This is a genomic window from Prosthecodimorpha hirschii (genome assembly GCF_001305515.1).
Classification (GTDB): domain Bacteria; phylum Pseudomonadota; class Alphaproteobacteria; order Rhizobiales; family Ancalomicrobiaceae; genus Prosthecodimorpha; species Prosthecodimorpha hirschii.
Genome location: NZ_LJYW01000001.1, coordinates 5,378,701 through 5,392,976, shown reverse-complemented (window position 1 = coordinate 5,392,976; position 14,276 = coordinate 5,378,701). Strand labels below are relative to the sequence as shown.

15 protein-coding genes are annotated in these 14,276 nt (G+C 68.3%); 2 read left to right on the top strand and 13 right to left on the bottom strand.

The genetic code is table 11. The annotated features are described in order from the left end of the window. Positions 1-77 precede the first annotated feature (77 nt). The 6 genes from ABB55_RS23675 to yajC form a co-directional block, all read right to left on the bottom strand. Complete coding sequence (locus ABB55_RS23675) at positions 78-1,175, bottom strand: TRAP transporter substrate-binding protein (protein WP_054361015.1); 1,098 nt, start codon at positions 1,173-1,175, stop codon at positions 78-80. A gap of 208 nt (positions 1,176-1,383) precedes the next feature. Beyond that, positions 1,384-2,241 (bottom strand): phytoene/squalene synthase family protein, encoded by an 858-nt coding sequence (locus ABB55_RS23670; protein ID WP_054362265.1) that lies wholly within the window; start codon positions 2,239-2,241, stop codon positions 1,384-1,386. A gap of 44 nt (positions 2,242-2,285) precedes the next feature. Then, positions 2,286-2,672: an Mth938-like domain-containing protein gene (locus tag ABB55_RS23665; RefSeq protein WP_054361014.1), complete on the bottom strand. Its 387-nt coding sequence runs from the start codon at positions 2,670-2,672 to the stop codon at positions 2,286-2,288. A gap of 9 nt (positions 2,673-2,681) precedes the next feature. Further along, positions 2,682-3,629 (bottom strand): protein translocase subunit SecF, encoded by a 948-nt coding sequence (gene secF / locus ABB55_RS31005; protein WP_054361013.1) that lies wholly within the window; start codon positions 3,627-3,629, stop codon positions 2,682-2,684. 65 nt (positions 3,630-3,694) lie between these two features. Further along, positions 3,695-5,296 (bottom strand): protein translocase subunit SecD, encoded by a 1,602-nt coding sequence (secD, locus tag ABB55_RS31000; RefSeq protein ID WP_054361012.1) that lies wholly within the window; start codon positions 5,294-5,296, stop codon positions 3,695-3,697. A gap of 87 nt (positions 5,297-5,383) precedes the next feature. Next, positions 5,384-5,719: a preprotein translocase subunit YajC gene (yajC, locus tag ABB55_RS23650; protein ID WP_054361011.1), complete on the bottom strand. Its 336-nt coding sequence runs from the start codon at positions 5,717-5,719 to the stop codon at positions 5,384-5,386. A 374-nt stretch (positions 5,720-6,093) separates the two neighbouring features. Between yajC and ABB55_RS23645 the strand changes: the two genes are divergently transcribed. Both ABB55_RS23645 and ABB55_RS23640 read left to right on the top strand, forming a co-directional pair. Then, entirely contained in the window at positions 6,094-6,930 is an 837-nt protein-coding gene (locus tag ABB55_RS23645) for an ATP-binding protein (RefSeq protein ID WP_244472197.1), read from the top strand. A gap of 427 nt (positions 6,931-7,357) precedes the next feature. After that, on the top strand, positions 7,358-8,941 hold the full coding sequence (locus ABB55_RS23640) for a peroxidase family protein (RefSeq protein ID WP_054361010.1): 1,584 nt from the start codon (positions 7,358-7,360) through the stop codon (positions 8,939-8,941). Between the two features lie 258 nt (positions 8,942-9,199). Here the strand turns inward: ABB55_RS23640 and ABB55_RS23635 are convergent, their stop codons facing one another. The 7 genes from ABB55_RS23635 to ABB55_RS23605 all read right to left on the bottom strand — a co-directional run bounded on the left by ABB55_RS23635 (position 9,200) and on the right by ABB55_RS23605 (position 14,273). Next, positions 9,200-10,666 carry a peptidoglycan DD-metalloendopeptidase family protein gene (locus ABB55_RS23635; RefSeq protein ID WP_160321302.1) on the bottom strand — a complete coding sequence of 489 codons (1,467 nt, stop codon included), beginning with the start codon at positions 10,664-10,666 and terminating at the stop codon, positions 9,200-9,202. A 201-nt stretch (positions 10,667-10,867) separates the two neighbouring features. Continuing rightward, positions 10,868-11,665 carry a glucose 1-dehydrogenase gene (locus ABB55_RS23630; protein ID WP_054361008.1) on the bottom strand — a complete coding sequence of 266 codons (798 nt, stop codon included), beginning with the start codon at positions 11,663-11,665 and terminating at the stop codon, positions 10,868-10,870. Between the two features lie 93 nt (positions 11,666-11,758). Continuing rightward, on the bottom strand, positions 11,759-12,628 hold the full coding sequence (locus ABB55_RS23625; protein ID WP_054361007.1) for an SIR2 family NAD-dependent protein deacylase: 870 nt from the start codon (positions 12,626-12,628) through the stop codon (positions 11,759-11,761). Position 12,629: 1 nt separating this feature from the next. After that, entirely contained in the window at positions 12,630-12,842 is a 213-nt protein-coding gene (gene nifT, locus ABB55_RS23620) for a putative nitrogen fixation protein NifT (protein WP_054361006.1), read from the bottom strand. Between the two features lie 58 nt (positions 12,843-12,900). Then, positions 12,901-13,257 (bottom strand): nitrogen fixation protein NifZ, encoded by a 357-nt coding sequence (locus ABB55_RS23615; protein ID WP_054361005.1) that lies wholly within the window; start codon positions 13,255-13,257, stop codon positions 12,901-12,903. Then, complete coding sequence (locus ABB55_RS23610; RefSeq protein WP_054361004.1) at positions 13,257-14,027, bottom strand: 4Fe4S-binding leucine-rich repeat protein; 771 nt, start codon at positions 14,025-14,027, stop codon at positions 13,257-13,259. Before ABB55_RS23610 ends, ABB55_RS23615 begins: the two co-directional genes overlap by 1 nt. 48 nt (positions 14,028-14,075) lie before the next feature. Then, positions 14,076-14,273 (bottom strand): 4Fe-4S dicluster domain-containing protein, encoded by a 198-nt coding sequence (locus ABB55_RS23605; protein WP_054361003.1) that lies wholly within the window; start codon positions 14,271-14,273, stop codon positions 14,076-14,078. Between the last annotated feature and the right edge of the window lie 3 nt (positions 14,274-14,276).

Below are 14,276 nucleotides of genomic sequence, written 5' to 3'. Positions count from 1 at the left end.
CAACCGGTCCGGCGAACGGCACGAGGGCCGCGCGGCTTGCGCCGGCGGCCCTCGTCACACCCCAAACGGACCTTCGGTCAGATGGCGCGCTTGCGCTGCTGCACCATCATGAAGGTGTCGTAGGTATATTCGGAGATCTGGAACCACAGATACTGATCGCCGCGGAAGGCGGTGATCGAGTCGTAGATCTTCTTGAAGCCAGGGTTCTTGGCGACGACCTCGGCATAGATCTCGTTGGAGGCCTTGAAGCAGGCTTCCATCACCTCGCTCGGGAACGGCTTCAGCTGCGCGCCGCCGGCCGCCAGGCGCTTGATCGCGGCCGGATTGACCGCGTCATACTTGGCCTGCATGTGGACGTTGGCCATCGCGGCCGCCGACTGGACCGCCGCCTGATAGGGCTTCGGCAGTTCGGCATAGGCGTCCTTGTTGATGAAGAATTCGAGCATGGCGCCGCCTTCCCACCAACCCGGATAGTAGTAGTAGGGCGCCACCTTGACGAAGCCGAGCTTCTCGTCGTCATAGGGGCCGACCCACTCGGCCGCGTCGATCGTGCCCTTCTCCAGCGCCGGGTAGATGTCGCCGCCGGCCAGCTGCTGCGGCACGCCACCGAGCTTGGCGAGCACCTGACCGGCAAAGCCGGCGATGCGCATCTTGAGGCCCTTCAGGTCGTCGACGGTCTTGATCTCCTTGCGGAACCAGCCGCCCATCTGCGAACCGGTATTGCCGCCCGGAAGGCCGATGAAGTTATACTTGGCATAGAACTCGTTCATCAGATCGATGCCGCCGCCGTAATAGCGCCAGGCATTCTGCATGCGCGAATTCAAGAGGAACGGCGCCGCGGTGCCGAGCGCGAAGGTCGGATCCTTGCCGACATAGTAGTAGGCGGCGCTGTGCGCCATCTCGACGGTGCGGTTGGTGACCGCATCGGCGGCCTGCAGGCCGGGCACCAGCTCGCCGGCGGCGAAGACCTGGATCTGGAAATTGTTGTCGGTGGCTTCCGCGATGTTCTTGGCGAACAGTTCGGCGGCGCCGAAGATGGTGTCGAGCGACTTCGGGAAGCTCGAGGTCAGGCGCCACTTGATCGGCGGGGTGGACTGGGCGATGGCCGGCATGGCCAGGCCGGTCGAGGCGACGGCGCCGACGGCGGCCGTCTTCAAGAACTGACGACGGGACATTGTTGCTCCTCCACGAGGCCGGCGCTGCATGGACGCGGGCCGATAGTCCGAAGCGGTTGGAACTTCGGGGTTTCCGGGTATAGCGAAGCCGCGGCAACCCGGCTGGCCGGCCGGTGCATGGCAGCCCCCCGGTCGCGCCGAGATCTCGTTGCGGCACCTCGCCGTCACCCCGCGATCCGGCCTGCCGGCGCCATCCGGCCTGCCGGCGCTATCCGGCCTGCCGGGCCGCGCGCCAGAGCACCCATTGCTTGCGCCATTGCGGCAGATCGACGATCTCGCGGAACGGATCCCGGGCCGGCCTGGCCAAGGCTCGCAGGAAGGGCTCGACCAGCGCGACCGGCAGGAAGGCCGGCCGGATCGCCGGACCGACGCGGCCGATCAGCGCCCGGGTCCGCTCCAGATGATCGCGCGCCAGGTCCGCCGCCTCCGCCAGCGCGGCGGCGAGGCCCGGTGTCGAGCGCCCGGACAGGATGTCGGCGCGCGCGACGCCGTGCCGGGCGAGCAGGTCCTCCGGCAGGAAGACCTGGCCGCGCGCGGCGTGGAACGGAAAGGTGCGCAGCAGGCCGGTCAGCGCATAGGCGACCCCGGCATGGCCGGCGACCTCGGCCGTGCCCGGATCCTTGCCGCCGGCCAGCACGATCGCGGCGAGTTGCAGGAGCGCCGAAGCGGTATCCCCGGCATAGCCCTCCAGGTCGTTCACGGTCGGCATCGGATCGTCGTAGAGGTCGAAGATGCGCGCATCGATCAGCCGGATCAGCGCCGCCCGCGGCAGGGCGAAGCGCTCGACCGTATCGAGGAGGGCGGCGGCGAGCGGGTTGGCGTTCGCCTCGCCATGGGCCGAGCCTTCGATCAGGTCGCGCCACCATTGCAGGCGCACCTCGCCGGGCAGCGGGTCGGAGACCACGTCGCGCACCCGCGCGATCTCGGCCGAGAAGGCATAGAGCGCATAGACATGCGGCCGCGCCTCGGCGGGCACGAACAGGCCGGCGAGCCAGCGGTCCTTGTCGAGCGCACGCACGCGCTCCGCAGCCTGGGCGTAGGCGTCGGTCAGGGACGGGGAGATCATGGATGGGGAGATAGGGGCCGATGGCGCCGCGGCGACCGGCTCGGTCATATTTCAACCGCCAGAAAGGCCCCGGCGACCCGCCGATTCTCGGCCAGCAGCACGTTGTAGGTGCTGACCGCAGCGCCGGTCGCCATGGAATCGGAACTGATGCCGCGCTCCCGGAAGCGGGCCTTGAGGGCCGGCGGCAGCGGCACGAGACCGGTTCCGGTGCCGACCAGCAGGATGTCGATCGGCTGCGTCTCGTCGAAGATCAGCCGGAACGCGGCCGGCGTCAGATCGGCCGGCGCGACGGCCGTCCAGGCATGGATCCCGGACGGCAGGCACAGGATCGAGCCGCGATGGCTCATGCCGGCGAAGCGGAAGCCGCCGCTGCCATAGGCCTCGACGGCGGCCCGTCCGGGAAAGAAGCCTGGGGCCGGTGCGCTCGCCATGGCGGCGGATCAGGGCCGGGCCTTGGCGGCGGCCGCCGCATCGGACTTGGCCACCCCCTCGGGGCTGCCGCCGGTGCGCAGCTTGAGGAAGATCAGCATCGGCGCCGAGACCACGATCGACGAATAGGTGCCGATCAGGATGCCGACCAGCATGGTGAAGTTGAAGCCGCGCAGCGCCTCGCCGCCGAAGACGAACAGGGCGAGGACGGCCATGAAGGTGGTCAACGCCGTGCAGATGGTCCGCGACAGGGTCTGGTTGATCGACAGGTCGATAAGCTCCGGCAGCGGCATCTTTTTGTATTTCCGAAGACTTTCGCGGATGCGGTCATACACCACGACGGTGTCGTTGAGCGAATAGCCGACGATCGTCAGAACCGCGGCCAGGGACTGCAGGTCGAACTGCAGCTGGAAGATGATGATCACCCCCATGGTCAGGACGATGTCATGGGCGGTGGTCAGCACGGCGCCGATGGCGAACTGCCACTCGAAGCGGAACCAGAGATAGATCAGCACCAGACCGAGCGAGACCACGACCGCGATGGCGCCGTCGCGGCGCAGATCGGCCGAGACGCTCGGGCCGACCACCTCGGTGCGGCGGATCTCGTAGGCGTCGCCGAGCTTGTCCTTGACCTTGTTCAGCGCCACCTGCTGGGCGGCGTCGCCGCCGGGCTGCTCCGGCAGGCGGATCATCACGTCGTCGCCCTGGCCGAAGCCCTGCACCTGGGCCTCGCCGAGTTCCAGGCCGCCGATCACCTTGCGCAGCTCGGACAGATCGGCCGGCCCGCCCTTGTGGCGCACCTCGATCAGATTGCCGCCTGTGAAGTCGATGCCGTAGTTGATGCCCATGGCGCCCCAGGCCAGGACGGTCAGGACGAGCAGGCAGACCGAGATCGTGAAGGTGACGGACCGCCACCTCATGAAGGGGATCTTGGTATCGTCCGGTATGAGCCGCAGCATGGGTCAATCCATCCGGGGCGGGCGACGTTCGAAGGAGCGCCGCGCCTGGGTGATAAGAAACGGGATCAGAGCGGAACGCGCGCGGGGCGGTAGTGCCGCACCCACAGCGCCACCATCAGCCGGGTGACGGTCACGGCGGTGAAGAAGCTGGTGATGTTGCCGATCGCCAGCGTCACCGCGAAGCCGCGGATCGGGCCGGTGCCGAGGAAGAACAGCACCGCGGCGGCGATCAGCGTCGTCAGGTTGGAGTCGGTGATCGTTCCGATGGCCCGCGTGAAGCCGGTATCGATGGCCGAGATGGCGGACCGGCCGAGCCGTTGTTCCTCGCGCACGCGCTCGTAGATCAGCACGTTGGCGTCGACCGCCATGCCGATCGACAGCGCGATGCCGGCGATGCCCGGCAGCGACAGGGTCGCCCCGAGACTGGACAGGATCGCGAAGGTAAAGAAGACGTTGATGATCATCGCGACATTCGCGAAGATCCCGAGCAGTCCGTAGCTCGCCACCATGAACACGATCACGGCGACGCCGCCGATCACGGTCGCGAGCTTGCCGGCCGCGATCGAGTCCGCGCCGAGGCCCGGGCCGACGGTGCGTTCCTCGACGATGGTCAGCGTCGCCGGCAGCGCGCCGGCGCGCAGCAGAAGCGCGAGGTCGTTGGCCGACTGGACGGTGAAGTTGCCCGAGATCTGGCCGGAGCCGCCGAGGATCGGCTCGCGGATGACCGGATCGCTGATCACGGTGCGGTCGAGCACGATCGCGAAGGGCCGGCCGACATTCTGCTGCGAGATGGTCGCGAATTTCTGCGCGCCCGAGGTGTTGAAGCGGAAGGAGACCACCGCCTCGCTCGACTGCTGGCTGAAGGTCGCCTGCGCGTCGACCAGTTCCTCGCCGGTCAGCATGGCGCGGCGCTGGATCAGCACCGGCACCGGGGTCGGGTCGTTGGTGTAGAGCACCTCGGTGTCGGACGACTTGGCGCCTTCGAGCACGCTCGGGCCGCGGTCTTCGACCATGTGGAAGGTGAGCCGCGCGGTCTGCTGCAGGATCGCCTTCAGCCGGTCGGTATCCTGCAGGCCGGGCACCTGGACCAGGATACGGTTGGCGCCCTGCCGCGCGATCGACGGTTCGGTCGTGCCGAGCTGGTCGACGCGGCGGCGGATGACCTCGATCGACTGCTCGACGGCGCGCCGGACGCGGTGGTCGAGACCGGCCTGGGTCAGCGTGAGGCGGAACAGGCCCGGTTCCGGGGCTTCGACCGTCAGGTCGTTGACCGGCTTGCCGCCGAAGGTGGTGTCGGCGAGATTCTGGATCAGGCCGTTGAGCTTGGTGGTGGCCTTCTCGATCTGGTTCTGGTCGGTGATGCGCACCTGCACGCTGGTCTGCTGGCTGCCGAGACCGGTATAGCCGATGCGGTCTTCGCGCAGCACGCGGCGCACGTCGTCGCGCAGGATCTCGACCCGGTCCTTGACCAGCGCCGGCGTATCGACCTCGAGCACCACATGGGCGCCGCCCTGCAGGTCGAGACCGAGCGTCATCTGGCGCGCCGGCACCCAGGAGGGCAATCCGGCCAGCGTCTCGCGCGAGAAGAAGTTCGGCAGCGTGAATAGGATGCCGGCGAGGCAGACCGCCACGATGGCGATGATTTTCCAGCGCGAGAAATACAGCATGTCTCACCGTTCATTGCCGCCCGGCGCATCCGGGCTGGACATCGGCCGGCCCTGCTCGGCCGGCCGGTCGGGGTTGCCCCGGTGGCGTCACGCCTCCTTGGCGGGCTCGCCCTTGGTGCGGACCTCGGCGATCGCGCTGCGGACGACGCGCACCTTGGTGCTCTCGCCGAGATCGACTTCGAGTTCGGTTTCGCTCACCACCTTGGAGACCTTGCCGATCAGACCACCCGTGGTCACGATCGTATCGCCACGGCGGACGCCGGCGAGCATCTCCTGATGACGCTTGGCCTGCTGGCGCTGCGGGCGGATGATCATGAAGTACATGATCGGCAGAATGAAGAGGAACGGGGCCAACGTCATGAACAGGTCGTTGGCTCCGGCTCCGGGCGCCGCCGCTTGAGCGAAGGCAGGCGTGACGAACATCGAAGACTCCTCGGAGGGCGGACGGGATAGCGCGCCTGATATGGTCCGGGCCGGGCGGTCCGGCAAGCGCGCGGAAACTTGTTTTCGGGACGGAGGCCCCATCCCGAAGCGCGGCGGACTATAGCGACAGTGCGGATCTTTGCAAACGCCGCGTGCCGGCCTTCGACGAATCCGGGTTCCGGATCGCCCTGAAGCGGTCCTCTCGCCGATTCCGGTGCCGAGCGACCATGCAGGCGGCCGGCTTTCGCGCGGCGCGCGGGCCGTGCTATGGCGGCGGCCCGGTTCCGACCGCCCTGCCCCAAGACTGCGCCCGGGAGGCCCCCTTGTCCGACCCATCCGCCGATTTCGCCGCCCTCGCCGCCCGGCTCGACACGCTGATCGGGCTGATCGCCCGCGCGGTTCCGGCCGCCCCGAAGCCGGTCGACCTCGCCGTCGCCGACGCCTTCGTGTGGCATCCGGTCGGCGACCGGCTGCAGCCGGTGCCCAAGGTCAACCGGGTCGAGATGACGCTGCTGCAGGGCATCGACCGGGCGCGCGACACGCTGCTCGCCAACACCGAGCGCTTCGCGCGCGGGCTGCCGGCCAACAACGCCCTGCTCTGGGGCGCGCGCGGCATGGGCAAGTCGTCGCTGGTCAAGGCGGCGCACGCGACCGTCAATCAGACGCTGCGCCAGGAAGGCGCGCTGCCGTTGAAGCTCGTCGAGATCCACCGCGAGGACATCGAGTCCCTGCCGGTGCTGATGGGGCTGGTGCGCGACGATCCGCACCGCTTCATCGTCTTCTGCGACGACCTCTCCTTCGACAGCGACGACACCTCCTACAAGTCGCTGAAGGCGGTGCTGGAAGGCGGCATCGAGGGGCGGCCGGCCAATGTGATCTTCTACGCGACCTCCAACCGGCGCCATCTGCTGCCGCGCGACATGATGGAGAACGAGCGCTCGACGGCCATCAACCCGCACGAGGCGGTCGAAGAGAAGGTCTCGCTGTCCGACCGCTTCGGCCTCTGGCTCGGCTTCCACAAATGCAGCCAGGACGAATATCTGGCCATGGTGCGCGGCTACGCGGCCCATCTCGGGCTGGTGCTGGACGACGAGCGCCTGGTGCGCGACTCGCTCGAATGGTCGACCACCCGCGGCTCCCGCTCCGGCCGCACCGCCTGGCAATACATCCAGGACCTCGCCGGCCGCCAGGGCGTCCGCATCGACGGGTGAGATCGAGGGCGTCGGCCGAAGGCCTATCGCCATCTTGGCTTCAGGCCGAAGCGGGCCGTGCCGGCATCGACCCGGGGATCGGATTCACGAGACCGATGGTTCTCATACGTCTTATGTATCCAAGCCTATAACCCTCTGACCACAAAGGCGATGACCGGCCGTCTTGTCGACGGCCGACCGCCGTTCCCATAAATTCAGCCGGCACCGCAATGGCAGCACTTTCGCCGCGAGGCCTGCAAGGGACACCCCATTTGGTTGTCCATTCGATTGACAAATTCTTTAAGTGGTAATACCACTCTTCGGATAATTAAAAAGTCTTAACACCTTCCGGACGCACCTATTGTCCGTTCCGGACTTTCGTCAGTACGCGCCCGATCGAATTCAATCCGCCCCCGCACGACAACCGGGGCGCGGCAGGGAGGATTCCATGGCCCATGGTGTGACGTTTCGGAATGTTGAAACCGCCAAAGACAAGGGTTTGAAGTCGATCGAGGAAATCCTTGATCCCGGTCGCTTCGGCATCATGTTTCCGTCCCTGCCCGAGTTCCATCCCGACCGGGACCGGCTCGAACAGGTTGCGCTCGGCATGATCGATCCGGCCATCGGACCCGGCGCCGACGGGCAGCCCCACGAGGACCCCGAGGGCGACAACCCGGACATTCCTTCCGGCTTCACCTATCTGGGACAGTTCATCGACCACGACATCACGCTCGATCTCACGTCGCTGAGCGAGCAGATCGAGGACCCCCGCCAGACTGTCAACTTCCGGACGCCCGGCCTCGATCTCGACAGCGTATACGGCCGGGGTCCAGGCGGCAGCCCGCATCTCTATGACCGGCTGTCCGGTTTCACCAAACTCCTGGTCGGCACGGCGGAGGCGTCGCCTTTCCCGAACGGGGGGATCCCTGCGATCGATGGCGGAGACCTTCCGCGCGGTCCGCAGGGCACGGCCCTGATCGGCGATCACCGCAACGACGAGAACTTGCTCGTCGCGCAGACCCATGTCGCGTTCCTGCATTTCCACAACGCCATGGTCGACAGGTTGGCCGGGACGGTGCCCGACGGCGAACTCTTCGACGCGGCGCGCAAGGAAGTCGTCTGGCACTATCAGTGGATGGTCCTGAACGATTTCGTCGCCCGGCTGGCCGGGCCCGAACTGATCAACCGCATTCTCGACGACGGACGGAAACTCTATCGCTTTCCCAGGCACCCCTTCATGCCGACGGAATTCGCCGGCGCGGTCTACCGACTCGGCCACAGCATGGTTCGCCAGATCTACAGCCACAACCGGGTCTTCACAGCCGAGGCGGGGCGGCCAGCCACCTTCGATTTGCTGTTCCATTTCTCGGCTTTGTCAGGACACATCGTCGGCCAACTGGGTAACAAGATCCCGAGTGTCGATCCCGGGAACTTCGCCAGCCTCCCGTCCAACTGGGTGATCGACTGGAAGCGCTTCTACCAGTTCGACACGCCGAATCCGGACGGCATTCCGATCAATCAAAGCCGCAGGCTCGACTGTCGCCTGGTCCACGAATTGGCCGTTCTGAGGGGCTTCCCCGGTGGTCGCGAGCAGAACCTTGCGTTCCGGAATCTGGCGCGCGGAAGCAAGCTTGGATTGCCGACCGGCCAGAATGTGGCTCTCCTCGTGCGGATGCACTATCCGGAGGTCCAGCCGTTGACGACGGCCGAGATCATCTCCGGACACGCTGGCGCGGCGATTCATGATGCGGGTCTCGCCGAAGAGACCCCGCTGTGGTTCTACATTCTCAAGGAAGCCGAAATTCGGGAAAACGGCCAACGGCTTGGCCCGATCGGCGCGCGGATCCTCGCGGAAGTCTTCATCGGGCTGCTGCAAGGCGGCACGCTGGAAAAGGAAGGCAATATGTCCTTCCTGTCCGATCCGGGCTGGCGCCCGTCCATCGGTCCCGACGCCAACACCTTCCGGATGGTCGATCTTCTGACCTTTGCCGATGTCGTCGACCAGATCGACAAGGTTGTTCCGAAGACCTAACGCCACGCCAGATCGAACGGGAGATCAGACACCGACGCCCGATCATCTGCAAAGCGCCCCTCTGTCCGGCGCGGCAGCCGCAAGGTCTGATCTGCCGCTGCGGTCGGGTCCGATTCCCGTCGACCGGTTCGGGCCGAGGGTCCGGGTCGGGCGGCTGCTTTTGGCGCCCCTCAAAAAACAATGGAGGCGGCGGGGGCCTTTCGTGGGACCCTGGTCGCCGCCTCGAGGCTGCCGTCGATCCGGGCGGATCGGCGGCGGTCAGTTGGATGCGAGGAACTGCTTCGGATCGACCGGACGCTGTCCCTTGCGGATTTCGAAATGCAGCTGCGGCTGGTTGACGCCGCCGGTGGCACCGGCCCGGGCAATGATCTGGCCGCGGGTGATGCGCTCGCCCTTGTTGACCAGAAGCTCGCTCGCATGGGCGTAGGCGGTGACCCAGCCGTCCTGGTGGCGGACCAGCACGAGGTTGCCGTAGCCCTTGAGCTCGTTGCCCGAATAGATCACCTCGCCGTCCTCGGCCGCCTTGATCGAGGTGCCTTCGGGAACCGCGAGGTTGATGCCGTCGTTGCGCTCGCCGTTGGCGGAGCCGAACTCCTTGATCACGCGGCCGCGCACCGGCCAGCGGAACGACGGGGTGCCGCTCTTGGCCTCGCCGCGGGTGGCCTGGCCGTCGACGCCGGGCTCCTTGGCGATGGCGATGGTCTCCGGCGTGGACGGGGCCGGGGCGGCGGACGGCGGGGCGCCGATCGCGGCAACCCGGGTCTCACCGGGCTTGCCCGGCATCGGCTTCACGGCGATCTGCGGCGCGGGCACCACGACGGCAGGGGCCGGCGCCGCGACGACGGCCGGCATCGGCTTGACGGCGACCTGGGGCGCCGGAGCGGGCGCGGCGGCCCCCTTGTCGGCGAGGCGCAGCACCGCGCCCGACGGCAGCAGGAGCTTCTGGCCGGGCTTCACGTCGTCATGCTTGAGGCCGTTGGCCTCCTTCAGCTTCGCCTTGGAGATGCCGTAGCTGGCGGCGATCCGCTCCAGGCTCTCGCCGCTGCGCACGATATGCGGACCGACCTTGACGCCGGTCACCGCGGTGGCGGTCACGCTCGGGGCCTTGACGGTCGCGGTCACCACCGGAGCGGGCGCCGGCTTCACGACCACGGTCGGGGCGGCGGCCAGGCGCGGCGGCGCCACGGCGACGTGGGGCGCCGGCGCGGCGGCGACCGCCGGGGCCGGCACCGAATAGGTCGGGATGACGATGCGGGTGCCCGGCGTCACGCGCGAACCATCGGCGAAATTGTTCGCCTGCAGGATCGCCGAGGACGGAATGCCGTAGCGACGCGACAGGGTGTCGATCGTCTCGCCCTGCTTCAGCACGACCGCGTTCGGACCGACCTGCCAGCCATTGGCGGTCGGGGTCGCGATCGGGGCCGGCGCGGCGGCGACGGGCGGCGGGGGGTAGGTCGGCGTGCCGTAGGCCGGAGCCGAGTAGGTCGGCTGGGTGGCGACGCGCGGCGGCTGATAGACCGGGGCGTTCTGGGCGGGCGGCGGCGCATAGCCCTGGGTGGCCGGGGGCGGCAGCACCGCCCGGCTGACCGGCGCGGGTGCCGCGTTGATCGACCCGGTGGTGTCGGACGGGGCCGGCGCCGGGCTGCCCGAAAGGATGGAGCGCTGGTTATCCGTGTCGCCGAAGCGGGCGATTTCAGAGCTGCAGCCGGCCACCGTGGAAGCCATCAGGGCGACCGCGACCGCATGCGAAATCTTAGGAGACCGGGAAATCGTGACGGGCATACGCATCGCAACTCACTCACGCGCACTGGATCAACTTCCGCATGATTAAGCCGCTGTAACGTTGACAAAGCCTTAAGCCGACGGTTGGACTGTTGAAATATCGGACGCGATCGTGGCCGTTCGGCCACAGTCGAGTCGGAATCGTCAGCGCGGCGACGCCGCCGTTCCGGCCAGCAGGCCGCCGTCGATGACCAGTTCGGCGCCGGTCATATAGGCCGCCTCGTCCGAGGCGGCGAGCACGCACAAGGCGGCGACCTCCTCGGGCCGGCCGAAGCGCCTGAGCGGCGTATCGGCCACGAAAGCCGCCATCCGGGCCGCGCGATCGGGTCCGTCGCCGAGCATCGGCTCCCACATCGGCGTCAAGACGGCGGCCGGGTGAATCGAATTGCAGCGGATGGCGAGACCCTGCCCGGCACACCACAGCGCCACCGTCTTGGTATGGTTGCGCACCGCCGCCTTGGAGGCCGCGTAGGCGGCCGCGGCCGGGATGCCGACCAGGCCGGATCGGGACGAGATGTTAACGATCGCCCCCTGCCCGGCCGGCCGCATCGCCCGGATGGCATGCTTGCAGCCGAGAAAGACGCCGTCGAGATTGGTCGCGTGCACGGCGCGCCAGTCCTCGAGGCTGGCATGCTCGGGATCGTGGGCGACGACGCCGGCCTCGAAGCCGGTGATGCCGGCATTGTTGACCAGGATGTCGAGCCGGCCATGCGCGGCGACCGTCGCCCCGACGACCCGCTCCCAGTCCGCCTCGAGGCGCACGTCCAGGCGCGCGAAACGGTGCGGGGCGCCGAGCGCGGCGGCCACGGCCCGGCCGCCGGCCTCGTCGATGTCGGTCACCCAGACGATCGCCCCCTCGGCCGCGAAGGCCGCGGCCACCGCCGCGCCGATGCCGCGTGCGGCCCCGGTGACGATCGCGATCCTGTCCTTCAGCCGTCCCATGCCGCCCTCCGGGTTCGGTTTCGAGGGCCCGGGATTGCGAGTGAAGGCGGCGGAACCATGGCGGCCGCCGCTTTTGGAGGCCCGGCCCGCCGGTCAGCCGACCAGCGCGTCGACCGCGGCGCCGAGCGGCAGGTCGATCGTCCGGATATCCTGGTCGGCGAGAAATTTCGCCTCGTTGCGGGTCAGGGCGGCGGCCGCGACGATGGCGAAATGCGGCCCCGCCGACCGCTTCATGATCTGGCGGGCATAGGTGCGCAGCATCTGGTCGTGGAAGCGGCAGCCGACGAACAGGAAGCCACGCGTCGCCCGCCGCGCCTTCACGGCCGCAGGGATCGGCGACTGGATGTCGATCTCGGTCAGCACCTCGACATAGTCGGAATCGGCGACCAGGAAGTTCCGCGCCGGCCGGATGCCGCCATGCGGCGCATAGAGCACCGTCGCCGCCGTCTCGGCGGCCTCGGGCAGGATCTCGGCGCCCGACGGGTCGTAGGTCCGGGTCCAGATGTCGCGGAACTCGCCGGCGCGGGTCACGCCCTGGATCTCGGCGAAATCGGTCCGGCCGGCATGCCTGAGGCCCGCCGCCATGGCGCCCTCGTACCAGGTGTCGACGATCAGCGAGAGCGGCAGGGCGGCAAGGCCGGCATGCAGCCGGTTCGGGGCGACCGGCGTGGCGAAGATGTCGGCCATGAAGGCCTGCAGCGTCTTGCGGTGGCGCCGGCTCTCGATGAACTGGGCGACCGACCACATCGAAGTCCGGATGCGTCCGGGCGCCGGCGCCCGCTTGTGCAGTTCGTCGGCGACCGCCTCCGGCGTCGCCGGCACCGGCGCGGGGCCGTCCAGGCCGAGCAGGGCCGGCCCGAGATAGGGGACAAGTTCGTCGGCGGCGAGCCGCGCGCGAATGTCGGCCAGCACGGCCGGGGCGGCGGCGGGGGCGACGATGTCGAGATCGATCGTGGCGGCCATGTCAGTCCTCCCCACCGAGCTTGCGGGCATTGACGGTGATCGGCAGCCGGGTATCGGCCGGCATGTCGGGCAGGATCAGGGTCCAGCCGTTCTTCAGGCGCACCGAACCGCCCCAGAGGGTGTCCCTCTCGGTCTCCACGATCGGCTCCTCCAGGTCCTTCTTCGGCACATAGGCCGACAGTCCCTTGTCGCCGCGGCGGATCATCACTTTCATCGGCTCACTCCCGGCAGGTCGCTGCGGCCGGAGCGGGAAGCCCCGGCGCCCTCAGATGTCAGGCGGTCGCCTCGGGCCCGCCGGCCTCGGCCGCGGCGCCCGCTTCGGCCCCGGCCTGGGTCCTGGGGCGCGCCCGGACCGGTTCGGGCTTGTCGAGGCTGACCAGTTCCTTGCCGCGCATGCCCACGATGGTGCCGCGGTCGATCCACTCGACGGCATAGATATAGAATTGCTGCAGGAAGGTTCCGATGTCGCGCACATAGCCGACATCGCCTTTGGCGACCAGCATCTCGCCGATATCCTTGCCCCGATAGGTACCGTCATTCTTGACATACTTGGTCGACCGCACCTTCTCGCCCGGCATGAAGACCGGGGCCTTGCGGATTTCGATCTCCTGTTCGACGCCGAGACCCATCATCGCTCTCCCTGTCCCAGTCGTGATTGCGCCATCTCGCGTACGCCTTCGTCGGCATCGGCCAGCAGGCGCACGACGAGGGCGGCCGGCAGCCGCTCCGCACACAGAAATCGGACCCGGAAATCCGGATCGCCGGTCATCAGCACCAGCCGATCCGGCGCCAGCCGGCGCGCCACCTCGACCCGGACCAGCGGATCGGGATCGGCGACCAACCCGGGCAGCACATAGTCGGGCGCCCGCCGGGCGACCTCGCGGCGCACCGAGGCGTCGACATCGCGGGCGAGCCGGACCAGCAGCGCCGGTTCCGCCCGCCGGGCCGCAGCCAGCCGCACGGTATAATCGGGGTCCTCGAACAGCATGCCGAGGTCGTCGCCGGCGAGCCGCATGGCCAGCGCGATGCGGACGCGCGGTTCCGGATCGTCCTTCAGCGCCCGAACCCGGTTGAGCGGCAGCCGCAGGGCGACCATCGCTCTTACGTCCGGCTCGGGATCGCTCATCAGGCCGACCAGCCGGAACGGCGAGGCATAGCGGGCGGCGAGCGTGCGGACCTCGAAATAGGGATGCTCGAGATAGCGTTCGGCCTGGCGCGGATTGGCCGCGAAGAAGCGGTCGATCCGCCGGCCGCGCCGGTCCATCACACAGGTCCGGCCGAACTCGCAACGGCCCGCTGCCCGGGTCTCCTCGTGCGGACAATCCGAACAGGAGACCGGGTTGCCGAGCCAGTCGGTCGGCCCCTCCTCGGGATCGCATTCGGCACCCGCATCCGCCATGGCGGCCGGTCTCCCCGCTCATCGTCGCGCCGGACCCGAAGGTCCGGCTCAGGCCGCCTTCACGCAGGTGTTCGGCACCGGGCAGACATTGGCGCATTGCTGCACGTCGAAGGCGCCCTCGCATTCCGTGCACTTCTTCGGATCGATGATGTAGGTCTCGCCCTTGAACCGGATGGCCGCCGAGGGGCACTCGAATTCGCAGGCGCCGCAGGCGGTGCACTGGGAGGCGATGATCTTGAACGCCATGGG

Bases quoted from the DNA above. Each gene is read 5' to 3' on its own strand.
- ABB55_RS23605 (WP_054361003.1), bottom strand. From the start codon at position 14,273: ATGGCGTTCAAGATCATCGCCTCCCAGTGCACCGCCTGCGGCGCCTGC.
- secF (WP_054361013.1), bottom strand. From the start codon at position 3,629: ATGCTGCGGCTCATACCGGACGATACCAAGATCCCCTTCATGAGGTGG.
- ABB55_RS23675 (WP_054361015.1), bottom strand. From the start codon at position 1,175: ATGTCCCGTCGTCAGTTCTTGAAGACGGCCGCCGTCGGCGCCGTCGCC.
- nifT (WP_054361006.1), bottom strand. From the start codon at position 12,842: ATGAAAGTGATGATCCGCCGCGGCGACAAGGGACTGTCGGCCTATGTG.
- ABB55_RS23640 (WP_054361010.1), top strand. From the start codon at position 7,358: ATGGCCCATGGTGTGACGTTTCGGAATGTTGAAACCGCCAAAGACAAG.
- ABB55_RS23635 (WP_160321302.1), bottom strand. From the start codon at position 10,666: ATGGCTTCCACGGTGGCCGGCTGCAGCTCTGAAATCGCCCGCTTCGGC.
- secD (WP_054361012.1), bottom strand. From the start codon at position 5,296: ATGCTGTATTTCTCGCGCTGGAAAATCATCGCCATCGTGGCGGTCTGC.
- ABB55_RS23670 (WP_054362265.1), bottom strand. From the start codon at position 2,241: ATGATCTCCCCGTCCCTGACCGACGCCTACGCCCAGGCTGCGGAGCGC.
- ABB55_RS23615 (WP_054361005.1), bottom strand. From the start codon at position 13,257: ATGGGTCTCGGCGTCGAACAGGAGATCGAAATCCGCAAGGCCCCGGTC.
- ABB55_RS23630 (WP_054361008.1), bottom strand. From the start codon at position 11,665: ATGGGACGGCTGAAGGACAGGATCGCGATCGTCACCGGGGCCGCACGC.
- yajC (WP_054361011.1), bottom strand. From the start codon at position 5,719: ATGTTCGTCACGCCTGCCTTCGCTCAAGCGGCGGCGCCCGGAGCCGGA.
- ABB55_RS23625 (WP_054361007.1), bottom strand. From the start codon at position 12,628: ATGGCCGCCACGATCGATCTCGACATCGTCGCCCCCGCCGCCGCCCCG.
- ABB55_RS23665 (WP_054361014.1), bottom strand. From the start codon at position 2,672: ATGGCGAGCGCACCGGCCCCAGGCTTCTTTCCCGGACGGGCCGCCGTC.
- ABB55_RS23610 (WP_054361004.1), bottom strand. From the start codon at position 14,027: ATGGCGGATGCGGGTGCCGAATGCGATCCCGAGGAGGGGCCGACCGAC.